This window comes from Streptomyces sp. CB09001, assembly GCF_003369795.1.
GTDB lineage: Bacteria > Actinomycetota > Actinomycetes > Streptomycetales > Streptomycetaceae > Streptomyces.
The window spans coordinates 2,852,270-2,870,502 of sequence record NZ_CP026730.1; the positions used below are offsets into that span (position 1 = coordinate 2,852,270).

The 18,233-nt window shown below is 73.1% G+C and carries 17 protein-coding genes; 10 read left to right on the forward strand and 7 right to left on the reverse strand.

Annotated elements, in window-relative coordinates; translation table 11 throughout:
• Positions 1-215: 215 nt before the first annotated feature.
• From C4J65_RS13130 to mscL, 5 genes are all read left to right on the forward strand, one after another.
• Complete coding sequence (locus tag C4J65_RS13130; RefSeq protein ID WP_115742580.1) at positions 216-1,481, forward strand: MFS transporter; 1,266 nt, start codon at positions 216-218, stop codon at positions 1,479-1,481.
• A 67-nt stretch (positions 1,482-1,548) separates the two neighbouring features.
• Positions 1,549-1,887 carry an FmdB family zinc ribbon protein gene (locus C4J65_RS13135; protein ID WP_115742581.1) on the forward strand — a complete coding sequence of 113 codons (339 nt, stop codon included), beginning with the start codon at positions 1,549-1,551 and terminating at the stop codon, positions 1,885-1,887.
• Positions 1,888-2,021: 134 nt separating this feature from the next.
• The gene (locus tag C4J65_RS13140) at positions 2,022-2,879 is read left to right on the forward strand and encodes an S-methyl-5'-thioadenosine phosphorylase (protein WP_115742582.1); all 858 of its coding nucleotides are present in this window, start codon (positions 2,022-2,024) and stop codon (positions 2,877-2,879) included.
• 195 nt (positions 2,880-3,074) lie between these two features.
• Positions 3,075-3,638, forward strand: a complete 564-nt coding sequence (locus C4J65_RS13145; protein WP_240330414.1) for a hypothetical protein — start codon at positions 3,075-3,077, stop codon at positions 3,636-3,638.
• Positions 3,639-3,749: 111 nt separating this feature from the next.
• Positions 3,750-4,220: a large conductance mechanosensitive channel protein MscL gene (mscL, locus tag C4J65_RS13150; protein WP_115742584.1), complete on the forward strand. Its 471-nt coding sequence runs from the start codon at positions 3,750-3,752 to the stop codon at positions 4,218-4,220.
• Positions 4,221-4,245: 25 nt separating this feature from the next.
• On the opposite strand, the gene C4J65_RS36335 is transcribed toward mscL, so the two are convergent.
• Positions 4,246-4,422 carry a hypothetical protein gene (locus C4J65_RS36335; RefSeq protein WP_115742585.1) on the reverse strand — a complete coding sequence of 59 codons (177 nt, stop codon included), beginning with the start codon at positions 4,420-4,422 and terminating at the stop codon, positions 4,246-4,248.
• Between the two features lie 113 nt (positions 4,423-4,535).
• Here C4J65_RS36335 and C4J65_RS13160 point away from each other — a divergent pair, with 113 nt between their 5' ends.
• The 4 genes from C4J65_RS13160 to C4J65_RS13175 all read left to right on the forward strand — a co-directional run bounded on the left by C4J65_RS13160 (position 4,536) and on the right by C4J65_RS13175 (position 9,228).
• Positions 4,536-5,768 carry a low temperature requirement protein A gene (locus C4J65_RS13160; protein ID WP_162833573.1) on the forward strand — a complete coding sequence of 411 codons (1,233 nt, stop codon included), beginning with the start codon at positions 4,536-4,538 and terminating at the stop codon, positions 5,766-5,768.
• Positions 5,769-5,879: 111 nt separating this feature from the next.
• Positions 5,880-6,926, forward strand: a complete 1,047-nt coding sequence (locus C4J65_RS13165; protein ID WP_115742587.1) for a P1 family peptidase — start codon at positions 5,880-5,882, stop codon at positions 6,924-6,926.
• Positions 6,927-7,086: 160 nt separating this feature from the next.
• On the forward strand, positions 7,087-8,310 hold the full coding sequence (locus C4J65_RS13170) for an Ig-like domain-containing protein (protein ID WP_115742588.1): 1,224 nt from the start codon (positions 7,087-7,089) through the stop codon (positions 8,308-8,310).
• 168 nt (positions 8,311-8,478) lie between these two features.
• Positions 8,479-9,228 carry a DUF6227 family protein gene (locus C4J65_RS13175; protein WP_162833159.1) on the forward strand — a complete coding sequence of 250 codons (750 nt, stop codon included), beginning with the start codon at positions 8,479-8,481 and terminating at the stop codon, positions 9,226-9,228.
• A 41-nt stretch (positions 9,229-9,269) separates the two neighbouring features.
• On the opposite strand, the gene C4J65_RS13180 is transcribed toward C4J65_RS13175, so the two are convergent.
• From C4J65_RS13180 to C4J65_RS13195, 4 genes are all read right to left on the reverse strand, one after another.
• Complete coding sequence (locus C4J65_RS13180) at positions 9,270-11,357, reverse strand: fructose-specific PTS transporter subunit EIIC (RefSeq protein WP_115742590.1); 2,088 nt, start codon at positions 11,355-11,357, stop codon at positions 9,270-9,272.
• A gap of 148 nt (positions 11,358-11,505) precedes the next feature.
• The gene (pfkB, locus tag C4J65_RS13185; protein WP_115742591.1) at positions 11,506-12,453 is read right to left on the reverse strand and encodes a 1-phosphofructokinase; all 948 of its coding nucleotides are present in this window, start codon (positions 12,451-12,453) and stop codon (positions 11,506-11,508) included.
• On the reverse strand, positions 12,450-13,211 hold the full coding sequence (locus C4J65_RS13190; RefSeq protein ID WP_115742592.1) for a DeoR/GlpR family DNA-binding transcription regulator: 762 nt from the start codon (positions 13,209-13,211) through the stop codon (positions 12,450-12,452). Before C4J65_RS13190 ends, pfkB begins: the two co-directional genes overlap by 4 nt.
• 240 nt (positions 13,212-13,451) lie before the next feature.
• Positions 13,452-14,969 carry an MFS transporter gene (locus C4J65_RS13195; protein WP_115742593.1) on the reverse strand — a complete coding sequence of 506 codons (1,518 nt, stop codon included), beginning with the start codon at positions 14,967-14,969 and terminating at the stop codon, positions 13,452-13,454.
• 62 nt (positions 14,970-15,031) lie between these two features.
• On the opposite strand from C4J65_RS13195, the gene C4J65_RS13200 reads away from it, so the two are divergent.
• Complete coding sequence (locus C4J65_RS13200; protein ID WP_115742594.1) at positions 15,032-16,003, forward strand: YafY family protein; 972 nt, start codon at positions 15,032-15,034, stop codon at positions 16,001-16,003.
• A gap of 74 nt (positions 16,004-16,077) precedes the next feature.
• Here C4J65_RS13200 and C4J65_RS13205 read toward each other — a convergent pair whose 3' ends face one another.
• On the reverse strand, positions 16,078-16,782 hold the full coding sequence (locus C4J65_RS13205; RefSeq protein WP_115742595.1) for a TetR family transcriptional regulator: 705 nt from the start codon (positions 16,780-16,782) through the stop codon (positions 16,078-16,080).
• Positions 16,783-17,191: 409 nt separating this feature from the next.
• Entirely contained in the window at positions 17,192-18,190 is a 999-nt protein-coding gene (locus C4J65_RS13210; RefSeq protein ID WP_115742596.1) for a sigma-70 family RNA polymerase sigma factor, read from the reverse strand.
• Positions 18,191-18,233: the final 43 nt, after the last annotated feature.

Genomic DNA, 18,233 nt, shown 5'->3' on the forward strand with positions numbered 1-18,233 from the left:
GCGTCTCCCACCCCTGTACGATGAAGGCCGCACCTGATCGAACCACCTCTGTCTGAAGCAGAGCTGGCGCGACCGTATGGCGGTCGGATCGCCCCCTCGTCCACGCGGGCTCCGGCATCTACCGCAGTCCGCGCGAGTGGACAGCTCTCGGCGCTCCCGCACGACGACCAGCACGAAGCGGGACCGCGCTACCAGGCGGCAGAAAGGCACGGGCCGTGGCATCCACGGTCACCCGTCCGGGATACGGGCAGCTGCTGCGCACCCGCGGCGCCTGGACGTTCCTGCTCCCCGGCTTCGCGGCACGCCAGCCGTTCGCCATGCTGACCCTCTCCATCGTGCTGCTGGTGCAGCACACCACCGGCTCCTACGGCGTCGCGGGCGCCGCCGCGGCCGTCACCGGCGTCTCCATGGCCGTGTTCGCCCCGTACAGCGGCCGGCTCGCCGACCGCTACGGACAGCGCGCGGTGCTGCTGCCCGGCGTGCTCGTGCACGCGGCCTCCGGTCTGACCCTGACCGCCCTCGCGCTCGCGGACGCGCCCCTGTGGGCGCTGTTCCTGGCGGCGGTGCCCACCGGCGCCTCCGTGCCGCAGGTCGGGCCCATGGTGCGGGCCCGCTGGGCCGTGAAGCTCAAGGACTCCCCCCTGATGAGCACGGCGGCCGCCTTCGAGTCCGTCACCGACGAGCTGACCTTCGTCCTCGGTCCCCTGCTGGCGACCGCCCTGTGCACCGCCGTCGACCCCGCCGCGGGCCTGGTCACGGAGGCCGCGCTCACCCTGGTGGGCGGTCTGCTGTTCGCCGCGCAGAAGAGCACCGAGCCGCAGGTCGGCGACGCCGACGGCGGGCACGCGCGCGTGGAGCACGTTTCCGCGCTGCGGGTCCCCGGCGTGCGGGTGCTGATCGTCGCCTTCCTGGGCATCGGTTCCGTCTTCGGCGGCATGCAGGTGTCGCTGGCGGCGTTCACCGAGTCCATCGGCGAGCCCGGTCTCAACGGCGTCCTGTACGGCGTCTTCGCGGCGGGCAACATGATCTCCGGCCTGGCCTGCGGCGCCATCGCCTGGAAGGTGGCCCCGCAGCGGCGCCTCCTGGTCGGCTACGCCGCCCTGGCGCTGACCGCGTCCGGCCTGTGGGCCGCGCACTCGGTGCTCGCACTGGCGGGCCTCGGCCTGCTCGTCGGCATGTGTGTCGCGCCCGCCATCGTCACCGGCTACACCCTGGTCGAGGGCCTGGTCCCGGCCGGTGCCCGCACCGAGGCCTTCACCTGGCTGACCGGTGCCGTCGCGCTGGGCCAGGCGGCGGCGGTGACCGTCGCCGGACAGCTGGAGGACGGGTTCCGGGACGGCGCCGGATTCCTGGTGCCGATGGGCGGCACGGTCCTCGCGCTGGCCGTCCTGGTGGCGCTGCGGTCGCGGCTGGCGACCCGGTCCCACGGCCGCACCGTCGCACGTGGTGTCGGTCACCGCGCGCCCGCCACAGTGGACTGATCCCGAGGAATAGGTCACTATAGACCGTCGTTAGCACTCATCGAGTGAGAGTGCCAGGAGGAAGACAGTGCCGACGTACCAGTACCAGTGCACCGAGTGCGGCGAGGGCCTCGAGGCGGTGCAGAAGTTCACCGACGACGCCCTTACCGAGTGCCCGAACTGCCAGGGCCGCCTGAAGAAGGTGTTCTCGGCGGTCGGCATCGTCTTCAAGGGCTCCGGCTTCTACCGCAACGACAGCCGCGGCAGCTCGTCGAGCAGCTCGCCGGCGTCGTCGTCCTCGAAGGCGTCCTCCGCTTCGTCGTCGTCCTCGGACTCGGGTTCGTCCTCGTCGTCCTCTGCGTCCTCGTCGGGGTCCGGTTCGTCGTCGGGCTCCGGCAGCTCCGCCGCGGGCACCACCGCCGCGTAGCACCCGGCTCCCACCGTCCGCGCGGGACCCGGTCCTTCACCCCTTCCCGTCGCGCGGGACCCACTTCTTACGAGACCCTGTCGTCGGCCGACGACGGGGTCCTCGGCGTCGTGCGGGGCGGTTAGGGTGCGGGCATGGCGAACAAGGTGAAGGCCGAGAACGTGCGGGCCGAGATCGGCGTGATCGGCGGCTCCGGGTTCTACTCGTTCCTCGACGACGTGACCGAGGTCCGGGTGGACACCCCGTACGGGCCGCCCAGCGACTCCCTCTTCGTCGGCGAGGTCGCCGGGCGGCGGGTCGCCTTCCTCCCCCGGCACGGTCGCGGCCACCATCTGCCGCCGCACCGGATCAACTACCGCGCGAACCTGTGGGCACTGCGTTCGGTGGGCGCACGCCAGGTCTTCGGACCGTGTGCGGTCGGCGGCCTGCGCCCCGAGTACGGGCCGGGCACGCTGCTGGTGCCGGACCAGTTCGTCGACCGCACCAAGTCCCGCCCGTCGACCTACTTCCACGGGCTGCCGACGCCCGACGGCACGGTGCCCAACGTGGTGCACGTGTCGCTGGCCGACCCGTACTGCCCCACCGGACGGGCCGCCGCGCTGAAGGCGGCCCGGGGGCGGGACTGGGAACCGGTGGACGGCGGCACCCTGGTCGTGGTCGAGGGGCCCCGTTTCGGGACCCGCGCGGAGTCCCTGTGGCACCGGGCGCAGGGCTGGTCGGTGGTGGGGATGACCGGCCACCCGGAGGCGGCGCTCGCCCGTGAGCTGGAGCTCTGCTACACCTCGCTGACCCTCGTGACCGACCTCGACGCCGGCGCGGAGAGCGGCGAGGGCGTCTCGCACGAGGAGGTGCTGCGGGTGTTCGCGGCGAACGTGGACCGCCTGCGGGGCGTCCTGTTCGACGCGGTGGCCGCGCTGCCGGCGACCGGCGAGCGGGACTGCCCGTGCGGGGCGGCGCTGGGCGGGATGGATCCGGGGATCACGCTGCCTTAGCGCCGTAGCTGCCTTAGCGCCGTAGCTGCCGTAGCTGCGGTGAGGGCGGTGGCGGCGGGACGGTTCCTCGGAACGACCCGTTCCGGTGAGGGAGTTGTCCACAACCGGTCCGTGGTCCACGGGCTTCGGCGGGACGCGGCGAAAAGCCTCATCGTGGGAGCGCAAGCCGGTCCCTCGTCACAGGTGGTGGTCCCCGTGTTCCGTCCCGCCCTGCCCTCTCCTCTTCCCTCCGTCTCCCCCTTTCCCTCCGCTCTTCCGCCCGGCGCCGATGCGCCGCCCACCTGCGAGGTGCCGCAGTTCGCCCCGGTGCGGGTGCGCGGCGGGCTGCACCGGCTCGTACGGCACCGACGGCGTGCCCTGGCCGCCGGGCTCGCGGTCACCGCCGCCGCGCTGGTGGCGGCGGGCCCGCATCCGGGGGCCGGCGGGCAGGACACCCGGCGGGCACGCGGACATCCGGTGGCCGATCCGGTGGGTGAGCGGCCCGCCACCCGGTTCGTGGCGGCGCCGGTGCGCATCGCCGACGCGGCCACGGTGCGGCTGCTCAGGCCGGGCGACCGGGTCGACGTCGTGGCGGCCGGGGACGGCGGTGCGGACGACGCCTCGGTGATCGCGCGCGGTGTACGGGTGACGAAGGTGCCGGAGCCCGTGGCGGATCCGGCGGCGGGCGGGGCCCTGGTCGTCGTCTCGGTGCCGCGCGCCACCGCCCACCGGCTGGTGGGCGCGGGTACCACGGAGCGGTTGGCGGTGACCCTGTGCTGAGCCCGTCAAGTCCCTCGTTCGTGGGATCGGATTGGACAGGACGGCCCAACGCTGTCGTAGGTTGCCAAGCGTTTGGTCCCTACACCTGTTCAAGCGAGGAGTGCTCCCACCGTGAGCGAGAAGAACGAACCGAGCGTCTGGCAGGGCTTCAAGGCCTTCCTGATGCGCGGAAACGTCATCGACCTGGCGGTGGCGGTCGTCATCGGCGCCGCCTTCACCAAGATCGTCAACTCGGTGGTGGACGGGGTCATCAACCCCCTGGTCGGGGCGTTCGGCACGCAGAGCCTGGACAGTTACAGCTCCTGCCTGAAGGGCCCGTGCACCGGGACCGGCGACAGCGCCACGGGCGTGCGGATCCTCTGGGGCTCGGTGCTGGGCGCCACCCTCACGTTCCTGATCACGGCGGCCGTCGTCTACTTCCTGATGGTGCTGCCCATGTCGAAGTACCTGGCCCGGCAGGAGGCCCGCCGCAGGGCGAAGGAGAGCGCCGAGGAGGTCATCGAGGTCTCCGAGCTGGAGGTGCTCAAGGAGATCCGCGACGCCCTGATCGCACAGCGCGGTTCGGGGCACGACCGCCCGTAGCGCGGGCGGTCCGAGCCCGGGCGGCTCACAGGTGGTGGGGCGGCTTCTCGTCGAGGAAGCGCTTCAGGTCGGCCGCACTGTCGCCCTCGGGCCGCTCGCCCCAGCCGCGGTCGGTGTCGTCCGAGCTCTGCTGGTCCAGCGGGTCGTCGAAGACCAGCGCGGGCCGGGGCGCGCCGGACTCGGGTTCGGGGGTGGTACTCATGCGTCCAGGGTACGGCTCGCCCCGTGGACGACGTCCGCTGCGGCCCGCTCGCCCCGGCGGACGAGGGGGTCCGCAAGCACGTCCGCGCCGTCTCTGCTGTGCTGGGAGCCATGATGTCCAGTCCCTCCTCCGCAAGCGCGGCCTCCGGGCCGCCCCCAGACGGCCATCCTCCGGTGCGCCGCCTGAAGGCCCGCCACCGGCACGAACCGCACCGCGCCGCCACACCGCTGGAGCTCTTCTTCGACCTCTGCTTCGTCGTCGCCATCGCCCAGGCGGGCGTCCAGCTGGTGCACGCCGTCGCCGAGGGGCATGCCGGCCAGGGCGTCCTCAACTACGCGATGGTCTTCTTCGCCATCTGGTGGGCGTGGATGAACTTCACCTGGTTCGCCTCCGCGTACGACAACGACGACGTCCTCTACCGGGTCGTCACGCTGGTCCAGATCGCCGGTGTGCTGGTCCTGGCGGCCGGGGTCTCCCGGGCCTTCGACGACCACGACTGGGTGGCCGTCGTCATCGGCTACGTGATCATGCGGGTGGCCATGGCCGCGCAGTGGCTCAGGGCGGGCCGGTCGGCCGCACCGCCGGAGAGCACCATGGCCCGGAGCTACTCGGTCGGCGTGCTGCTGTGCCAGATCGGCTGGCTGGGGATCCTGTTCCTGCCGGAGGACGACCGCGGTTGGCTGTTCCTGGTGATGGTGGTGCTGGAGCTGTGCGTACCGGCGTACGCCGAGCGCAGGCACCCGTCGTCCTGGCATCCGCACCACATCGCCGAGCGGTACGGGCTGCTCACGATCATCGTGCTCGGCGAGACCATCGCCGCGGCCACGGTCGCGGTGAAGTCGGGCATCGAGGAGAACGACGCGCTGGGCGAGGTCCTCCCGATCGCGGCCGGCGGTCTGCTGATCGTCTTCGCGGCCTGGTGGATCTACTTCGTGGTGCCCGTGCACAGCTATCTGAGGTCCAGCAGACAGTCCTTCCTGTGGGGCTACGGCCACTACCTGGTGTTCGCCTCGGCGGCGGCGATCGGGGCGGGGCTGGAGGTGGCGGTGGAGCAGGCCGTGGGCAAGGCGCACATCTCCGCGGTCGCGGCGTCCGCCGCGGTGACCGTGCCCACGTCCGTGTTCCTGCTCACGGTGTGGGCCCTGCACGCGCGGCACTTCAAGGTGGGCCTCACCGAGCAGCTCGTGCTGCCGACCGGCGCGCTGCTGGTACTCGGCTGCACCTTCCTCGGCGCCGATGCGGTGCTCGTGGCGGGGATCGTCCTGGCCCTGACCGTGGCGGCCGGGGTGGCGCTGACCGCGTGGCGCACCGAGCGGGAGCGGCGGGCGACGGCACCGGCCGCCTGAAGCACCGCCGCCTCCCGCCGTCTCCAGTCGCCTCCCCGCCGTCTCCAGTCGCCTCCCGCCGGTTCCCGCCGGTTCCCGCGCCGTCGCGGGTGGCTGGTCGAGACTGGCCGTATGACAGTTGACGCATTGACGGACGTCGCCGGTCTGCTGGTGGGGCACGCGACACGCACCGGGGACGGGTGGCTCACGGGGACGACGGTGGTGCTCGCGCCGGCGGGCGGGGCGGTCGCCGGTGTGGACGTGCGCGGCGGCGGCCCCGGTACCAAGGAGACGGACGCCCTCGATCCGCGCAACCTGGTGCAGAAGGTCCAGGCGGTGGTGCTGACCGGCGGCAGCGCCTACGGGCTGGACGCGGCCTCGGGGGTGATGGCCTGGCTGGAGGAGCGGGGGCGAGGGGTGCGGGTCGGCCCCGGTCCGGCGCACGTGGTGCCGGTGGTGCCCGCGGCCTGCGTCTTCGACCTGGGCCGCGGGGGCGACTTCCGGGCCAGGCCGGATGCGGCCACCGGGTACGCGGCGGTGGAGGCGGCGCACGCGAGCACGCCGGGCGCCGAGGTGGCGGAGGGGTGTGTCGGGGCGGGCACGGGTGCCGTGGTCGGCACGCTGAAGGGCGGGGTGGGCACCGCGAGCACCGTGCTGGACTCGGGGATCACGGTGGCGGCGCTGGTGGTGGCCAACGCGGCGGGGTCGGTGACGGATCCGGAAACGGGGGTGCTGTACGGGGAGTTGTTCCGGGGCGGGCGGGTGGAGTGTCCGGCTCCGGAGGTCCACGAGGCCGCGGGACGGCGGCTGGAGGAGGTCGCGGCGAGGAACGCGCCGCCGCCGCTGAACACCACGCTCGCCGTGGTCGCCACCGACGCCGACCTGTCCAAGGCGCAGGCCCAGAAGCTGGCCGGCACCGCGCACGACGGGATCGCCCGTGCGGTACGGCCCGTGCATCTGCTCAGTGACGGTGACACGGTGTTCGCCCTGGCGACCGGGGCGCGTCCGCTCGACGCCGGGCAGCCGCTCGCGCTGAACGAGGTGCTGGCGGCGGGCGCGGACATGGTGACGCGGGCGATCGTGCGCGCGGTCCGGGCCGCCGAGCCGGTGGACGGCCCGGGCGGGGCGTGGCCGTCGTACGGCGAGCTGTACGGGGGTCCGGGAGCCCGGGAGGTCTGAACGGGCCGTCGTTCCCGGCCGGTTGACCCGTCCGCGTTGCGATTGTCCGGGTTTTGTCACGTGACGGCGTTTCCGGCGGCCGGTGGGAACCCCACGGGCCGCCGGGGCCCTCTACACGGCTGAAGCGAACATCGCACACCACCCGAACCTGGAGCAGCCCGTGACAACGCCGGACATAGCCACGCGGCGCGTACTGGGGGCCTGTGCCGCCCTGGTGGTCGGCGCCCTCACCCTCACCGCCTGCGGCGGCAGCGCCAGCGCCGACGACAAGAAGGACGGCAAGGGCGGCGCCGGGTCCGCCGACACCTCGGTCGCCAAGCTCGTGATCTCGGCGAAGGACGGGTCGACCGGCGCCTCGATCAACTCGACCGGTGTGAAGGTCAGCGACGGCAAGCTCACCGACGTACGGATGACCGTGTCGGAGAGCGGTGCCGCCGTACCGGGCGCGGTGTCCGGCGACGGCGGCAGCTGGAAGCCGAAGGAGCAGCTGGAGCGGGGCACGAAGTACCGGATCACGGCACGGGCGAAGGACGCGAACGGCCGTACGGCCGCCGCCGACTCGGTCTTCACGACCGTCTCCCCGGACAACAGTTTCGTCGGCACGTACACCCCGGACGGCGGCAGCACGGTCGGGGTGGGGATGCCGGTGTCGTTCACCTTCGACAAGGCGATCACCGACAAGAAGAGCGTGCGGTCGCACATCACGGTCACCTCCAGCAGCGGGCAGGAGGTGGTCGGGCACTGGTTCGGCGCGCAGCGGCTCGACTTCCGGCCCGAGGAGTACTGGAAGGCCGGTTCCAAGGTCACGATGAAGATCGACCTGGACGGGGTGGAGGGCGCGAACGGCCGCTACGGCGTGCAGAAGAAGACCGTGACCTTCACCGTGGGCCGCGCGCAGGTCTCCACGGTGGACGCGGACACGCAGACCATGACCGTGGTGCGCGACGGCAGGACGCTCAAGTCGGTCCCGATCTCCGCGGGCAGCGCCGCGAACCCGACGTACAACGGGCAGATGGTGATCTCGGAGAAGTCCGAGCAGACGCGCATGAACGGGTCGACGGTCGGGTTCGGCGGCGAGTACGACATCCCGGACGTGCCGCACGCGATGCGGCTGAGCCAGTCCGGCACCTTCATCCACGGCAACTACTGGTACAACCGCGGAAACCCGCCCTTCGGCGCCCAGGGCACCAGCCACGGTTGCGTCGGGCTGGCGGACGCGCAGGGCGCGCAGGGCGACACCCCGGGCAAGTGGTTCTACGACAACTCGCTGATCGGGGACGTCGTGGTCGTCAAGAACTCCCCGGACGACACGGTCGCGCCGGACAACGGGCTCAACGGCTGGAACATGCCCTGGAGCGAGTGGACCGCCCAAAGCGCGGCCTGATCGGCTTGTGACCAGGGAATTTTGACGGTTCGTCGGGCCGCGCGGAAACTTTTCGCGCGGCCCACGCGTTTTTCGTGCGTACGTTTTCTCGGTTCCCGGACATGATGTCCGACCGAGGGGCTACGGTATGCACCCACAAGGTGACATGCAGCAACGCCGGGAGAAACCTTGAGCGTTCCGTACGAGACGGCAGCGTACGAACCACCCGAGTCGCCCGAGTCTCCGGAGGAGCACCTCATGCGACTGCTGGGCCGCGCCCTGAACTCCTTCGAGCTGCCCGACGAGACCATACGGCGGCTGGACTGCGCGCTGGCGCACGACGGTTCGCTGCACTCCGCGCACCACAGCGCCGGACTGCACCGGGAGACGTACCGGCACACCTGGCTGCTCGCCGACGGTTCGGCGCTCACGCTGTGGGAGCTGGTCCACAACACCGCCCCGGGCAGCGAGCCGCAGCACGAGGTCTACCTGGACGAGGAGGAGCTGCGCGCCGCCGGTTCCCGGCTGGCCCTGCCGCCCGACGCCCCCGACTTCGAACTGCCGGTGCAGGTGCAGCTGTCGCCCGTCCCGACCCCGCGCCACGCCTATGTGCCCGACGCCTCGGCGGACCACGCCCGCAGGCTGCTGCGCCGCGCGGAGAACGCGGACCGTCCCGACGCGGACCTCGCCGACCGGCTGGCCACGGCGTGCGGGCACCAGATCACCCAGGCCTTCGGCGGTCCGGGCCGCGCGGGTCGCGCCCGGGTCGGCTTCTCGCTCTACGAGCACGCGTTCCTGCTGCGCGACGGTGTGGAGGTCTCCCTGTGGGAGGTCGAGCACACGGCCACCCCGGACGGGCGCCACATGTGCGAGGTGTACGACAGCGAGGACACGGCCCGCCGGGCGATGGAGCGGCGCGCGGCCCGGGTTGCCCCCTAGGTTCTGTCGCGCCCCGCTCCCCCGGCCGGTCGAGTCCTGCCCTACGCGGCCACCGCCTGCTTCGCGCCCGGCGTCGGGGACGACGGGTCCGCGCCCCCGCCGGGTCCCTGGGCCGCCGTTCCCGGCGCCGTCTTGCGCAGCCCCTTGAGGACGATCACCAGAGCCGTGCTGACACAGACACCGGCCGCGACGGCGACCAGGTAGAGCAGCGGGTTGCCGATCAGCGGGACCACGAAGATGCCGCCGTGCGGGGCGCGCAGCGTCGCGCCGAAGGCCATCGACAGGGCGCCGGTGACGGCGCCGCCCACCATCGAGGACGGGATGACGCGCAGCGGGTCGGCCGCGGCGAACGGGATCGCGCCCTCGGAGATGAAGGAGGCGCCCAGGACCCAGGCGGCCTTGCCGTTCTCGCGCTCGGCGGCGTTGAAGAGCCGGCCGCGCACGGTGGTGGCCAGGGCCATCGCCAGCGGCGGGACCATGCCGGCCGCCATCACCGCCGCCATGATCTTCATCGCCGAGTCGCTGGGGCTGGCGACCGCGATGCCCGCGGTGGCGAAGGTGTAGGCGACCTTGTTGACCGGGCCGCCGAGGTCGAAGCACATCATCAGGCCGAGCAGCGCGCCGAGCAGGACGGCGTTGGCGCCGGACAGGCCGTTCAGCCAGTCGGTCATCCCCGACTGCGCGGACGCGATGGGCTTGCCGATCACGACGAACATCAGGAACCCGACGACCGCCGCCGAGATGAGCGGGATCACCACCACCGGCATGATGCCGCGCAGCGACTTCGGTATCGGGACCCGCTGGATCGCCAGCACCACCGCGCCGGAGATCAGACCGGCCGCCAGACCGCCGAGGAAGCCGGCGTTGATGGTCAGCGCGATCGAGCCGCCGACGAAGCCGGGGACCAGGCCCGGCCGGTCGGCCATGCCGTAGGCGATGTAGCCGGCCAGCACCGGGACGAGGAAGGCGAAGGCCACGCCGCCGATCTGGAACAGCAGCGCCGCCCAGCTGTCCGCCTGGGTCCACACGAAGTGGTCCATCACGGAGGGCGCCTTGTTGATCTCGTAGCCGCCGATCGCGAAGCCCAGGGCGATCAGCAGACCGCCCGCGGCGACGAACGGGACCATGTAGCTGACCCCGGACATCAGCCACTTGCGGAGCTTGGTGCCGTAGCCCTCGCCGGACTCGCCGCCGCGTTCGACGGGCGTCGCGCCCGGGGAGGCGGAGGTGACCTCACCGCGGGCCGCCTTGTCGCGGACCTCGCCGATCAGCTCTCCCGGCCGGTTGATGGCGGCCTTGACGCCGGTGTCGACGGTGGGCTTCCCGGCGAAGCGGCCCTTCTCGCGCACGGCGACGTCGTGGGCGAGGATCACGCCGTCCGCCGCCGCGATCACCGCCGGGTCGAGCCGGGTGAAGCCGGCCGAGCCCTGGGTCTCGACGACGAGGTCGACGCCCGCCGCGCGGCCCGCGTTCTCCAGGGACTCGGCCGCCATGTAGGTGTGCGCGATGCCGGTGGGGCAGGAGGTGACGGCGACGATGCGGAAGGGGCGCTCGGGCCCGCCGCCGTCCTCGACCGTGCTGCCCGGGGCGGTCTCGGCGGAGGCCGCCGCCGAGACCGCCCCGGTGTCCGCGCTCTCCTCGGTGGTCTCCTCAGTCGTGCCCTCGGTGCTGTCCTCGGCCGGTGCCGGCTCCTCCCCGCGGATGAGCGCGGCGGCGCCCGCCGCGTCGCCCACCGAGCGCAGGGCGGCGGTGAACCCGGCGTTCATGAGCTGCCGGGCCAGCGCGGAGAGGATCGTCAGGTGGGCGTCGTCGGCGCCCGCCGGAGCGGCGATGAGGAAGATCAGGTCGGCCGGTCCGTCCGCCGCCCCGAAGTCGACACCGGCCGTGCTGCGCCCGAAGGCGAGCGTCGGCTCGGTGACGTGCTCGCTGCGGCAGTGCGGGATGCCGATCCCGCCGTCGAGGCCGGTCGGCATCTGGGCCTCGCGGGCGGCCACGTCGGCGAGGAAGCCCTCCAGGTCGGTCACCCGGCCCAGGGCGACCATCCGCTCCGCGAGGGCGCGCGCCGCCGCTTGCTTGGTGTCGGCGGACAGGTCGAGGTCGACCAGGTCCGCGGTGATCATGTCGCTCATCGCGGGCTCCTTAGCTCGCGTATCGCCCGGATCGTGGGGTGAGGGGCGGGGGCGGGGAGGGGGACGGGGGCACAGCGGTGGGGGCTGGGGGCACAGCGGTGGGGGCTGGGGGTGGCCCCGGGGAGGAGGCCGTGGGCGGGTCGGGGAGTCATGGCGCCGGCTCCCCCAGTACGCGGTCCACGGGCACCTCGGTCGTGACCGTCACGGCGGCCGGGTCCAGGTCGTGCGGCGTCGGCATCACGCTGCCGGGCAGCTGGACGGCGGCGGCGCCGTGTGCGACGGCGGAGGCGAGGGCGCCGGGTCCGGTCCCGCCGGCGACCAGGAACCCGGCGAGGGAGGAGTCCCCGGCGCCGACGTTGCTGCGTACGGCGCCCACGCGGGCGGTGCCGAACCAGGTGCCGGCGTCGTCCACGAGCAGCTGCCCGTCGGCGCCCAGGCTGGCGAGCACGGCCCTGGCGCCCAGCTCCCGCAGCTCCTCGGCGGCCTTCACCGCGTCGCCGACCGTGGCCAGCGGACGCCCGACGGCCTCGGCCAGCTCCTCGGCGTTCGGCTTGACCACGTCGGGCCGCTCGCGCAGCGCCCGCAGCAGAGCCGGTCCCGAGGTGTCCAGGGCGATGCGGACACCGGCGGTGTGCGCCCGGGCGACCAGGTCGGCGTACCAGGAGGGGGCCAGGCCGCGGGGCAGGCTGCCGCAGCAGGCGATCCAGTCCGCGCCCGGCGACTGCCGCCGTACGGTCTCCAGGAGCAGTTCCCGTTCGGCCGGGGTGAGTTCGGGGCCCGGTGCGTTGATCTTCGTCAGGACGCCGTCGGCTTCGGCGAGCGCGATGTTGGAGCGGGTGGGTCCGGTGATCGGCACCGGCGCGACCTCGATGCCCTGCGCGTCCAGCAGGTCGGCGACGAGGGCGCCCGGTGCCCCGCCCAGCGGCAGCACCGCGACGGTGCGCTGCCCGGCGGCGGTCACCGCGCGCGAGACGTTCACGCCCTTGCCGCCGGGGTCGACCCGCTCGCCGGTGGCGCGGACGACCTCGCCGCGGTCGAGGGAGGGCACCTCGTAGGTGCGGTCCAGCGACGGGTTGGGGGTGACGGTCAGGATCATGCGCGTACTACTTCCGTGCCGGCGCGCTCGATGTCGCCCGCGTCCTCGGGGGTCAGTCCCTTGTCGGTGATCAGCAGGTCCACGTCGCCGAGGGCGCCGAAGCGGGCGAAGTGCTCCTGGGCGTACTTGGAGGAGTCGGCGAGCAGCACCACGCGCCGGGCGGCGCTCAGGGCGGCCCGCTTGACGGCGGCCTCGGCGAGGTCGGGGGTGGTCAGTCCGTGCTCCACGGAGAACCCGTTGGCCGCCACCACGGCCACGTCGGCGCGGATCTCGCCGTACGCGCGCAGCGCCCAGGCGTCCACGGCGGCGCGGGTACGGTGGCGCACGCGCCCTCCGACGATGTGGAGCTGGATGCCGGGGTGGTCGGCGAGGCGGGCCGCGATGGGCAGGCTGTGGGTGACCACGGTCAGCGAGGCCTCCGGCGGGATCGCCGCGGCCATGCGGGCCACCGTGGAACCGGCGTCGAGGATCAGCGTGCCCTCGGCCGGCAGTTCCGCGAGGGCCGCCCTGGCGATGCGGTCCTTCTCGTCGGCGGCCGTGGACTCGCGCTCGGCGAGGTCCGGCTCGAAGTCGAGCCGTCCGGCCGGGATCGCGCCGCCGTGCACCCGGCGGAGCAGCCCCGCGCGGTCGAGCGCCTTGAGGTCGCGGCGGATGGTCTCCGCCGTCACCTGGAACTCCTCGGCCAGCGACACCACATCCACCCGGCCGCCGTCCCGGGCGAGCCGGAGGATCTCCTGCTGCCGCTCCGGTGCGTACATGACCGTTCACCTCCGACCAGTGCCCGAACCTGTGGTTTCGCTGGGAGGCTACGCCTGGTTGTCCGGAATGTAAACAGGAAGCGGAAGCACTCGGACACAAGCAGGCGTGAACGGGCATTGGCATGGAGGAGGGCGGGTCCGGCACCCCCGTGCCGGCCCCCGCCCCTGTCCACCGTCCGTCCCGCCTGTCCACCGTCCGTCCCGCCCGTCCGCCGTCCGTGCCGTCGCGTGAGCGCGGTCTCAGACCAGTGCGGGCTCCTTCTCCTCCGCGCGGCCCTCGGCCGGGCCGCCTTCCGCGTGCTGGGCCGGCCGCCGGGGCAGCGCGAACATCAGCAGGAAGATGACGGCCAGCACGGCGGCCACCCACCCCAGGGCGTTCTGGAAGGCGTCCACATAGGCGGGGCCGACGCGGTCGGGGGTGAGGCGGTCGCTCATCGTGCCGAAGAAGACCACCGACACCAGCCCGAGTCCGAGCGCGTTCCCCATCTGCTGCACGGTGTTGATGAGCCCCGACGCCGACCCGGCGTGCTCGCGCGGCACCTGGGAGAGCACCGCGTCGGTCAGCGGCGCGACGATCAGGCCCATGCCGAGGCCCATCACGACCAGCGGCAGCGCCATCTGCCAGGACGTGATGGCGAGCCCGTAGCGCCCGGACTCCCAGATGTAGAGGAGCACTCCGGCCGCCATCACCAGCGCGCCCGCCTGGAGCACCTTGCGCCCGAAGCGCGGGACCAGCTTCTGCACCGAGATCCCGGCGGCCGTGGAGACGGCGATCGAGAACGGCACGCCGGTCAGACCGGCCCGCAGCGGGCTCCAGCCGAGCCCGAACTGCATGTACAGCGTCCACACCAGGAAGAAGACGCCGAGCGCGACCCCGAAGACCGTCTGCACGGCGATCCCGGCCGCGAAGCTCTTCACCCTGAACAGCGACAGCTCCACCAGCGGCGAACCGTCCCGGGCGCTCTTGCGCCGCTCGTAGGCGACCAGGACCGCGAGGACCACCAGCGAGCCGGCCATCGACAGGTGCCCCCACAGCGGCCAGCCCAGCTCCTCGCCCCGGGTGAGCGGGTAGATCAGCATCAGCAGGCCGAGGGTGACCAGCGCGACCCCGACCAGGTCCAGCCGGAGCGCGCGCGGCGCCCTGGACTCGGCGATGAAGCGGCTGCCGAGGACGAGGCCCGCGATGCCGACGGGCAGGTTGATGAGGAAGATGGGCCGCCATTCGAGGCCGAAGAGGTTCCACTCGGTGAGCAGGGCGCCCAGCAGCGGGCCCGAGACGGCCCCCAGACCCACGATCGCGCCGAACAGCCCGAAGACCTTGCCGCGTTCGTGTGCCGGGAAGGTGGCGTGCACGATCGACAGCACCTGCGGCACCATGAGCGCCGCCATGCCGCCCTGGAGGATGCGGGAGGCCACCAGCATCTCCGGGTTGGCCGCCAGGCCGCACAGGGCGGAGGCGAGGGTGAAGCCGCCGATGCCGACGAGGAAGACCCGCTTGCGGCCGTGGATGTCACCGAGCCGCCCGCCGGTGATCAGACCGGCCGCGAAGGCGAGGGCGTAACCGGCGGTGATCCACTGGATCTGGCTGAAGGAGGCGCCCTCGTCCCGCTGGATCGAGGGGATGGCGATGTTGACGATGGTGACGTCCACCAGGTCCATGAAGGCCGCGGTCATCACGATCGCGAGGGCGAACCAGCGACGCCGGTCGCCCGCCGCGGGCGGGACGGGAGCCGGTTGCGGGGTCTGCTTGTTGGTCATGGGAGGAACGTATGCGGCCAGTAGGTCGGATCGTGTCCTAGATATGCGGCATCCTCGGACGCATGACGACGGACACTCCGGCCCGGCTGCTGACGCTCCTCTCCCTCCTCCAGACGCCCCGCGAATGGCCCGGCGGCGAGCTGGCCGACCGGCTCGGGGTCTCCCGGCGCACGGTCCGGCGGGACATCGACCGACTGCGCGAACTGGGCTATCCGGTGCAGGCGACGATGGGCGCCGACGGCGGCTACCGGCTGGTCGCGGGCAAGGCGATGCCCCCGCTGGTCCTCGACGACGAGGAGGCGGTGGCCATCGCGGTCGGGCTGCGGGCCGGCGCGGGGCACGCGGTCGAGGGCCTGGACGAGGCGTCGGTGCGGGCCCTGGCCAAGCTGGAGCAGGTGCTGCCCTCGCGGCTGCGGCACCGGGTCACCACGCTCCAGTCCGCGACCACGCCGCTGACCACCGGGGACGGGCCGAGCATCGCGCCCGAGACGCTGACCGTGATGGCCTCGACGGTGGCGGGGCACGAGCGGCTGCGGTTCGCCTACCGGGCGGCGGACGGCACCGGGACGCGGCGCTCGACGGAGCCGTACCGGCTGGTCTCCACGGGGCGGCGCTGGTACCTCGTCGCCTACGACCTCGACCGGGACGACTGGCGGACCTTCCGGGTGGACCGGGTGAGCGAGCCCTTCGCGACGGGGGCGCGGTTCACTCCCCGGGAGCTGCCGACCGGGGACGCGGCCGAATACCTGCGGCGCTCGATGCAGCGGCGGCACGACTCCTACGGGATCACGGTCGTCTTCCACGCACCGGCCGAGGCCGTCGCGCCCCTGCTGCCGCACTGGATGGGAACGCCCGAGCCGGTGGACGGCTGCGCGTCGTGCGTGGTGCGGGCGACCGTGTCCGGCCCGGTGGAGTGGACCGCGGCCCGGCTGGCGACGACCGGGCTGGAGTTCCGGGTCCGGGAACCGGCGGAACTGGTGGAGTGCGTACGGGAGCTGGGGGCCCGGCTGGGGCGGGCGGCGGGGACCGACTGAACGGGGGGCCGACTGAACGGGGGCCGACTGAGGGGGACCGGCCGGCGGAATCCCCGGCGGCGCCCGCCGGGGTCTCACCGCTCTTCCGCGAGCCCGTCCTCCCAGGCGAATTCCCGCAGCACCTCCAGGTTCAGCAGCGCCTGCTCCAGAGGACTGCGCGCTCCTTGCGAGGAGGACGACGCCCAGTACTCCGCGGCGACGCGCACGGAGGCCCCCGCCACGGCCGCCGCGAAGTGCAGCCGGGGGGAGGCGGCGAGACGGGCGGCAACGTTGTCGTCGCCCCCGGACATCCGCGCCGCCAGCGCCTGGACCAGCCACCGCTCCGTGGAGTGGCAGACCTCCGCCCACACCTTGCGCAGCGCCGGACTGCTCTCGGCCAGGCGGATGAGGGTGCGGGCCCACTCCCAGGCCGGCGCCGACACACCGGCGCCCGGGGTCAGCGTGTGCCGCACGGCGCGTTCCAGGGCCTCGGGCGGCGACAGTTCGGCCGGTGCCTCGCGCACCGCCCGCACCCAGCGCTCGGCGCCCAGTCCGTAGAGCGGGGCGATCGCCTCTTCCTTGGTGGCGAAGTAGCGGTAGAAAGTGCGCGGGGCGACGCCCGCCGCCCTGGCGATGTCCTCGGCCCGGGTGGCCCGCAGTCCCTGTCCGGCGAAGAGGCGGGCCGCCGCCCGGGCGATCTCCATCCGGGTCTCGGCCTTGCGTCGCTCGGTCAGGGAGAGCGGTCCGGCCTGTTCCGGTCCGGGGCCCGGTCCGGGGAATTCTGGAATGGTGCTGCTCACTTCGGCAGGCTATGCCGCTGTGGCAGAATCTGCCATTCGGCGGGCCACCCCGGGGTTCAGGTTCGGGGTGCCCCGCCTCCCCGCCCTGCCCCGCCTCCCGCTCCGCTCCGGCTCGCGGCCCTCCGGGTCCCCTTGAGACGGAAAGAGCCGGGCTGCGGCGCCCCAGGGGGGAGGGGCAGCCGAGCCCGGCTCGGGAAGTCCCGGCGCCGGGGGGAGTGCGTCGGGACGTGGTCTCCAGTGATGCCGCCGTACGGGCTCGACCGTCTTGTTCCCGGCCCCCGCGGATTGAAGCAGCGTTGTACGGCCATGTTTGCGCCGGGTCCGACACCCGGCGTACGCCCCATCCGCCCCGTCACGCCCCCACGTCACGGGCATCCGGGCCGTACGGCCGGCGTGGTCCACGGCCGGGTCAGGCCGCCGCCTCGAAGCCGGTGTCGCGGGCCAGCTTCTTCAGCTCCAGCAGCGCGTGCTTCTCGATCTGGCGGATGCGCTCGCGGGTGAGGCCGTGCTCCTTGCCGACCTCGGTCAGCGTGCGCTCGCGGCCGTCGTCGATGCCGTACCGCATCTTGATGATGGAGGCCGTGCGCGGGTCGAGGCGGCCGATGAGGTCGTCCAGCTCCTCGCTGCGCAGCAGGGTCAGCACCGACTGCTCGGGGGAAACGGCCGAGGTGTCCTCCAGCAGGTCGCCGAACTGGGTCTCGCCCTCGTCGTCCACCGACATGTTCAGCGAGACCGGGTCGCGGGCCCAGTCGAGCACGTCGACGACGCGCTCCGGCGTCGAGCCCAGCTCGGCCGCGATCTCGGCGGGCTCCGGCTCGCGGCCGTGCTCCCGGTTGAACTCGCGCTGCACGCGCCGGATCCGGCCCAGCTCCTCGACGAGGTGGACGGGCAGCCGGATGGTGCGGGACTGGTCGGCGATGGAGCGGGTGATGGCCTGACGGATCCACCAGGTCGCGTACGTGGAGAACTTGAAGCCCTTGCGGTAGTCGAACTTCTCGACCGCGCGGACCAGACCGGCGTTGCCCTCCTGGATCAGGTCCAGGAGCGGCAGGCCGCTGCGCGGGTAGCGGCGGGCGACCGCGACGACCAGGCGGAGGTTGGAGCGGATGAAGACGTCCTTCGCCCGCTCGCCCTCGTCGATCAGGGCCTGGAGCTCCTCACGGGTGGCGTCCGCCCCGGTCTCCTCGTACCCTTCGAGGACCTGCCGCGCGAAGACACCCGCCTCGATGGTCTGGGACAGCTCGACCTCCTTGGCGGCGTCGAGCAGCGGTGTCCGGGCGATCTCGTCGAGGTACATGCCGACCAGATCGCGGTCGGCGAGCTCGCCGCCGTTCGCGCGGACGCTGGTTGCCGGGCCGGAGGTCTCGCCGGTGGCGGACTTACGACGGGCGACGGCACGGGTTGCCATGCGTGCTCCCTTGCGATGGTGGTTCAGCGGGTGGTCCGGTGGA

Excerpts from the sequence above, each read along its gene's own strand:
- C4J65_RS13140 (WP_115742582.1), top strand. The coding sequence starts at position 2,022 with ATGGCGAACAAGGTGAAGGCCGAGAACGTGCGGGCCGAGATCGGCGTG.
- C4J65_RS36335 (WP_115742585.1), bottom strand. The coding sequence starts at position 4,422 with ATGAGTACCACCCCCGAACCCGAGTCCGGCGCGCCCCGGCCCGCGCTG.
- C4J65_RS13160 (WP_162833573.1), top strand. The coding sequence starts at position 4,536 with ATGTCCAGTCCCTCCTCCGCAAGCGCGGCCTCCGGGCCGCCCCCAGAC.
- C4J65_RS13165 (WP_115742587.1), top strand. The coding sequence starts at position 5,880 with ATGACAGTTGACGCATTGACGGACGTCGCCGGTCTGCTGGTGGGGCAC.
- C4J65_RS13180 (WP_115742590.1), bottom strand. The coding sequence starts at position 11,357 with ATGAGCGACATGATCACCGCGGACCTGGTCGACCTCGACCTGTCCGCC.
- pfkB (WP_115742591.1), bottom strand. The coding sequence starts at position 12,453 with ATGATCCTGACCGTCACCCCCAACCCGTCGCTGGACCGCACCTACGAG.
- C4J65_RS13190 (WP_115742592.1), bottom strand. The coding sequence starts at position 13,211 with ATGTACGCACCGGAGCGGCAGCAGGAGATCCTCCGGCTCGCCCGGGAC.
- C4J65_RS13195 (WP_115742593.1), bottom strand. The coding sequence starts at position 14,969 with ATGACCAACAAGCAGACCCCGCAACCGGCTCCCGTCCCGCCCGCGGCG.
- C4J65_RS13200 (WP_115742594.1), top strand. The coding sequence starts at position 15,032 with ATGACGACGGACACTCCGGCCCGGCTGCTGACGCTCCTCTCCCTCCTC.
- C4J65_RS13210 (WP_115742596.1), bottom strand. The coding sequence starts at position 18,190 with ATGGCAACCCGTGCCGTCGCCCGTCGTAAGTCCGCCACCGGCGAGACC.